2 tRNA genes and 3 rRNA genes are annotated in these 5,524 nt (G+C 52.6%); all 5 read right to left on the bottom strand.

The annotated features are described in order from the left end of the window. Positions 1-56 precede the first annotated feature (56 nt). The 5 genes from rrf to ACTJK6_RS24215 all read right to left on the bottom strand — a co-directional run bounded on the left by rrf (position 57) and on the right by ACTJK6_RS24215 (position 5,219). A 5S ribosomal RNA gene (rrf, locus tag ACTJK6_RS24235) occupies positions 57-169 on the bottom strand. A 117-nt stretch (positions 170-286) separates the two neighbouring features. Continuing rightward, positions 287-3,165: ribosomal RNA gene (locus tag ACTJK6_RS24230) — 23S ribosomal RNA — on the bottom strand. Between the two features lie 265 nt (positions 3,166-3,430). Continuing rightward, positions 3,431-3,506: transfer RNA gene (locus ACTJK6_RS24225), tRNA-Ala, on the bottom strand. 36 nt (positions 3,507-3,542) lie between these two features. Further along, positions 3,543-3,619 (bottom strand) — tRNA-Ile (locus ACTJK6_RS24220). 60 nt (positions 3,620-3,679) lie between these two features. Further along, positions 3,680-5,219: ribosomal RNA gene (locus ACTJK6_RS24215) — 16S ribosomal RNA — on the bottom strand. The 16S, 23S and 5S rRNA genes sit together here with 2 tRNA genes alongside, the layout of an rRNA operon. Positions 5,220-5,524: the final 305 nt, after the last annotated feature.

Genomic DNA, 5,524 nt, shown 5'->3' with positions numbered 1-5,524 from the left:
CGCGCAAAGACAAACACCCCAGCTCTTTGAAGGGAGCTGGGGTGTTGGATGGGAGAGCCTGGCGATGACCTACTTTCACACGGGAATCCGCACTATCATCGGCGCGGAGTCGTTTCACGGTCCTGTTCGGGATGGGAAGGGGTGGTACCGACTCGCTATGGTCACCAGGCTATGACTTGTTGCCACGTTGACGAGGTCAACGCGACCAATATGGGAATGTAGATTTGGGGTTGTGATGTGTGAGTATCAGGCACAAGGCAGACCCAGCCGGAAACATACCGGTTATAGGATCAAGCCGCACGGGCAATTAGTACTGGTTAGCTGAACGCATTACTGCGCTTCCACACCCAGCCTATCAACGTCCTGGTCTCGAACGACCCTTCAGGGAGATCAAGTCTCCAGGGAATCCTCATCTTCAGGCAAGTTTCCCGCTTAGATGCTTTCAGCGGTTATCTCTTCCGTACATAGCTACCCTGCGATGCCTCTGGCGAGACAACAGGTACACCAGCGGTACGTCCACTCCGGTCCTCTCGTACTAGGAGCAGCCCCCGTCAAGATTCCAACGCCCACGGCAGATAGGGACCAAACTGTCTCACGACGTTTTAAACCCAGCTCACGTACCTCTTTAAATGGCGAACAGCCATACCCTTGGGACCGGCTACAGCCCCAGGATGAGATGAGCCGACATCGAGGTGCCAAACACCGCCGTCGATATGAACTCTTGGGCGGTATCAGCCTGTTATCCCCAGAGTACCTTTTATCCGTTGAGCGATGGCCCTTCCATACAGAACCACCGGATCACTATGTCCTGCTTTCGCACCTGCTCGACTTGTCGGTCTCGCAGTTAAGCACGCTTTTGCCATTGCACTTTAGGTACGATGTCCGACCGTACCAAGCGTACCTTCGAACTCCTCCGTTACACTTTGGGAGGAGACCGCCCCAGTCAAACTGCCTACCATGCACTGTCCCCGACCCGGATTCACGGGCCAAGGTTAGAACCTCAAACAAACCAGGGTGGTATTTCAAGGACGGCTCCACCGAAACTAGCGTCCCGGTTTCAAAGCCTCCCACCTATCCTACACAGATCGGTTCAAAGTCCAATGCAAAGCTACAGTAAAGGTTCATGGGGTCTTTCCGTCTAGCCGCGGGGAGATTGCATCATCACAAACACTTCAACTTCGCTGAGTCTCGGGAGGAGACAGTGTGGCCATCGTTACGCCATTCGTGCAGGTCGGAACTTACCCGACAAGGAATTTCGCTACCTTAGGACCGTTATAGTTACGGCCGCCGTTTACCGGGACTTCAATCAAGAGCTTGCACCCCATCATTTAATCTTCCGGCACCGGGCAGGCGTCACACCCTATACGTCCACTTTCGTGTTTGCAGAGTGCTGTGTTTTTATTAAACAGTCGCAGCCACCATTTTATTGCAACCCCTTCGTCCTTCTAGCGCGAGCTAGTCAAACTACAAGGGCGTACCTTATCCCGAAGTTACGGTACCAATTTGCCGAGTTCCTTCTCCCGAGTTCTCTCAAGCGCCTTAGAATACTCATCTCGCCCACCTGTGTCGGTTTGCGGTACGGTCTCGTATGACTGAAGCTTAGAGGCTTTTCTTGGAACCACTTCCAATTGCTTCGCGACCTAAAGTCGCTCGCCCCACACCCTTGAATCACGCACCCGGATTTGCCTAAGTGCCATCTCCAATGCAGGGACCGGGACATCCAACACCCGGACAACCTTCCGCGATCCGTCCCCCCATCGCATCATACGACGGTGCAGGAATATTAACCTGCTTCCCATCAGCTACGCATCTCTGCCTCGCCTTAGGGGCCGACTCACCCTACGCCGATGAACGTTGCGTAGGAAACCTTGGGCTTACGGCGAGGGGGCCTTTCACCCCCTTTATCGCTACTCATGTCAGCATTCGCACTTCTGATACCTCCAGCATCCTTTACAAGACACCTTCACAGGCTTACAGAACGCTCTCCTACCATGCACTTACGTGCATCCGCAGCTTCGGTATATTGCTTAGCCCCGTTACATCTTCCGCGCAGGACGACTCGATCAGTGAGCTATTACGCTTTCTTTAAAGGGTGGCTGCTTCTAAGCCAACCTCCTGACTGTTTTAGCCTTCCCACTTCGTTTCCCACTTAGCAATATTTAGGGACCTTAGCTGGCGGTCTGGGTTGTTTCCCTCTTGACACCGGACGTTAGCACCCGATGTCTGTCTCCCGTGATTGCACTCTTCGGTATTCGGAGTTTGCTATGGCGGGGTAATCAGCAATAGACCCCCCAACCATGACAGTGCTCTACCCCCGAAGGTGAGACACGAGGCACTACCTAAATAGTTTTCGGAGAGAACCAGCTATTTCCAAGTTTGTTTAGCCTTTCACCCCTATCCACAGCTCATCCCCTAACTTTTCAACGTTAGTGGGTTCGGTCCTCCAGTACGTGTTACCGCACCTTCAACCTGGCCATGGATAGATCACTTGGTTTCGGGTCTACACCCAGCGACTGAACGCCCTATTCGGACTCGCTTTCGCTACGCCTTCCCTAATCGGTTAAGCTTGCCACTGAATGTAAGTCGCTGACCCATTATACAAAAGGTACGCCGTCACCCGTTTCCAGGCTCCGACTGTTTGTATGCATGCGGTTTCAGGATCTATTTCACTCCCCTCCCGGGGTTCTTTTCGCCTTTCCCTCACGGTACTGGTTCACTATCGGTCGATTACGAGTATTTAGCCTTGGAGGATGGTCCCCCCATCTTCAGACAGGATTTCACGTGTCCCGCCCTACTTGTCGTACACCTAGTTCCACAATACTGTTTTCGCATACGGGGCTATCACCCACTATGGCCGGACTTTCCATTCCGCTTTGCTAACAATACTGCTAAAGAGTACAAGGCTGATCCCATTTCGCTCGCCACTACTTTGGGAATCTCGGTTGATTTCTGTTCCTGCAGCTACTTAGATGTTTCAGTTCACTGCGTTCGCTTCTGTTACCTATGTATTCAGTAACAGATGACCCATGCGGGCCGGGTTTCCCCATTCGGATATCTGCGGATCAAAGCTCGTTTGCCAGCTCCCCGCAGCTTTTCGCAGGCTACTACGTCCTTCATCGCCTGTAATCGCCAAGGCATCCACCACATGCACTTATTCGCTTGACCCTATAACGAGTATGTCTCGCTATAGGCTGAGTTCTCGCGTTGTGCCGTATTCCAAGACAATCTTTCGATTGCTCTGGTAATACTGGTTGATACAATCACAACCCAGTGTCGCGTTTTGATTGTGCGTCTCATCAACGCACCGCGACACCTTTACTACATTCCATATTGTTAAAGAACAGCCGAACTTTTACGCTCGTCTTGGCTAGGCCAAACGCAAACACCATCGACACAGCGTCGATGCTTGCGTTTGGCAACCAAAAGGTAATGGTGGAGGATGACGGGATCGAACCGACGACCCCCTGCTTGCAAAGCAGGTGCTCTCCCAGCTGAGCTAATCCCCCAGTCACGGCAGAGAACAACTTCCACCGTCCGTAACTTGGTGGGTCTGGTAGGACTTGAACCTACGACCCCCGCCTTATCAAGACGGTGCTCTAACCACCTGAGCTACAGACCCTTGGCTGTAACATCAAACAAACCGATAAGTGTGGACGCCTAACGTCGGATGCACGCTCTTAAAGGAGGTGATCCAGCCGCACCTTCCGATACGGCTACCTTGTTACGACTTCACCCCAGTCATGAACCCTACCGTGGTAATCGCCCTCCTTGCGGTTAGGCTAACTACTTCTGGTAAAGCCCACTCCCATGGTGTGACGGGCGGTGTGTACAAGACCCGGGAACGTATTCACCGCGGCATGCTGATCCGCGATTACTAGCGATTCCAGCTTCACGTAGTCGAGTTGCAGACTACGATCCGGACTACGATGCATTTTCTGGGATTAGCTCCACCTCGCGGCTTGGCAACCCTCTGTATGCACCATTGTATGACGTGTGAAGCCCTACCCATAAGGGCCATGAGGACTTGACGTCATCCCCACCTTCCTCCGGTTTGTCACCGGCAGTCTCTCTAGAGTGCCCTTTCGTAGCAACTAGAGACAAGGGTTGCGCTCGTTGCGGGACTTAACCCAACATCTCACGACACGAGCTGACGACAGCCATGCAGCACCTGTGTCCACTTTCTCTTTCGAGCACCTAATGCATCTCTGCTTCGTTAGTGGCATGTCAAGGGTAGGTAAGGTTTTTCGCGTTGCATCGAATTAATCCACATCATCCACCGCTTGTGCGGGTCCCCGTCAATTCCTTTGAGTTTTAATCTTGCGACCGTACTCCCCAGGCGGTCAACTTCACGCGTTAGCTACGTTACTAAGGAAATGAATCCCCAACAACTAGTTGACATCGTTTAGGGCGTGGACTACCAGGGTATCTAATCCTGTTTGCTCCCCACGCTTTCGTGCATGAGCGTCAGTGTTATCCCAGGGGGCTGCCTTCGCCATCGGTATTCCTCCACATCTCTACGCATTTCACTGCTACACGTGGAATTCTACCCCCCTCTGACACACTCTAGCCGTGCAGTCACCAATGCAATTCCCAAGTTAAGCTCGGGGATTTCACATCGGTCTTGCACAACCGCCTGCGCACGCTTTACGCCCAGTAATTCCGATTAACGCTTGGACCCTACGTATTACCGCGGCTGCTGGCACGTAGTTAGCCGGTCCTTATTCTTCCGGTACCGTCATCGACCCCAGGTATTAACCAGAGCCATTTCTTTCCGGACAAAAGTGCTTTACAACCCGAAGGCCTTCTTCACACACGCGGCATTGCTGGATCAGGCTTTCGCCCATTGTCCAAAATTCCCCACTGCTGCCTCCCGTAGGAGTCTGGGCCGTGTCTCAGTCCCAGTGTGGCTGATCGTCCTCTCAGACCAGCTACTGATCGTCGCCTTGGTGGGCCTTTACCCCACCAACTAGCTAATCAGACATCGGCCGCTCCTATAGCATGAGGCCTTGCGGTCCCCCACTTTCACCCTCAGGTCGTATGCGGTATTAGCTAATCTTTCGACTAGTTATCCCCCACTACAGGGCACGTTCCGATGTATTACTCACCCGTTCGCCACTCGCCGGCAGGAGAAGCAAGCTTCTCCCCCGCTGCCGTTCGACTTGCATGTGTAAGGCATGCCGCCAGCGTTCAATCTGAGCCAGGATCAAACTCTTCAGTTCAATCTGCTGTTTTCGCTCTTTACGAGCGGTCGCTCACTCTCAGAATCTGACTTGAACTTTCGTTCAAACCTTACTTCTGTGCGAGCACTTCATTACTTGTAAGCTAACGAACTTGCGTTCGTCGCATCCAGTATTAAGCGCCCACACTTATCGGCTGTTTGCTTGTTAAAGAACTTCGCGATTAACTTTGTTTATCGCGTCGCTGCGTTGTCTGCAGCAGAGAAACGAGATTATGCAGAGCTTTTTCGTCGCTGTCAACAACTCGTCGAAGAATTTTTATCCGTCAACTCGCTGCTAACCACCAC

The sequence above is a fragment of the Ralstonia sp. 22086 genome (assembly GCF_052045975.1).
GTDB lineage: Bacteria > Pseudomonadota > Gammaproteobacteria > Burkholderiales > Burkholderiaceae > Ralstonia > Ralstonia wenshanensis.
Note: the sequence above shows the minus strand (reverse complement) of the source record. Positions and strands in the feature narration are given on the sequence as shown.